Origin of the sequence: Pandoraea commovens (genome assembly GCF_902459615.1) — a bacterium.
GTDB classification, from domain to species: domain Bacteria; phylum Pseudomonadota; class Gammaproteobacteria; order Burkholderiales; family Burkholderiaceae; genus Pandoraea; species Pandoraea commovens.
Map to the genome: position 1 here is coordinate 1 of NZ_CABPSA010000024.1, position 1,033 is coordinate 1,033.

The following is a 1,033-nucleotide window of genomic DNA, read 5'->3' on the forward strand; positions in this document are numbered from 1 at the left end:
AACGCTAGTTTCTGTGGAGCCGTCCTTGAAATACCACCCTGGCTTGTTTGAGGTTCTAACCTAGGTCCGTAATCCGGATCGGGGACAGTGCATGGTAGGCAGTTTGACTGGGGCGGTCTCCTCCCAAAGTGTAACGGAGGAGTACGAAGGTACGCTAGGTACGGTCGGAAATCGTGCTGATAGTGCAATGGCAAAAGCGTGCTTAACTGCGAGACTGACAAGTCGAGCAGGTGCGAAAGCAGGTCATAGTGATCCGGTGGTTCTGTATGGAAGGGCCATCGCTCAACGGATAAAAGGTACTCTGGGGATAACAGGCTGATACCGCCCAAGAGTTCATATCGACGGCGGTGTTTGGCACCTCGATGTCGGCTCATCTCATCCTGGGGCTGTAGCCGGTCCCAAGGGTATGGCTGTTCGCCATTTAAAGAGGTACGTGAGCTGGGTTTAAAACGTCGTGAGACAGTTTGGTCCCTATCTGCCGTGGGCGTTGGAAGTTTGAAGGGGGCTGCTCCTAGTACGAGAGGACCGGAGTGGACGAACCTCTGGTGTACCGGTTGTCACGCCAGTGGCATCGCCGGGTAGCTATGTTCGGAAGAGATAACCGCTGAAAGCATCTAAGCGGGAAACTCGCCTTAAGATGAGACTTCCCTAGGAACTCGATTCCTTTGAAGGGTCGTTCAAGACCAGGACGTTGATAGGTCAGGTGTGGAAGCGCAGTAATGCGTTAAGCTAACTGATACTAATTGCCCGTAAGGCTTGATCCTATAACCAGTGTGTTTTTCCTGGTGTGAGTATCGCAATGTGCCGATACAACTCACAACCCACAATAGTTGTTGTACTACGCTTCTTCCGAATTGGTTTTGTTGACCTCAGGTCAGCAGAACATACAAGTTAAGCCTGATGACCATAGCGAGTTGGAACCACCCCTTCCCATCCCGAACAGGACCGTGAAACGACTCCACGCCGATGATAGTGCGGATACCCGTGTGAAAGTAGGTAATCGTCAGGCTCCCCTTAAAAACCCCTTGCTACA

At 51.8% G+C, this 1,033-nt stretch carries 2 rRNA genes; both read left to right on the forward strand.

The window, feature by feature from the left end:
* A 23S ribosomal RNA gene (locus PCO31010_RS26495) occupies window positions 1-764 on the forward strand; the annotation flags it as partial.
* Window positions 765-896: 132 nt separating this feature from the next.
* Window positions 897-1,009 (forward strand): 5S ribosomal RNA (gene rrf, locus PCO31010_RS26500).
* The last annotated feature ends 24 nt before the right edge of the window (window positions 1,010-1,033 follow it).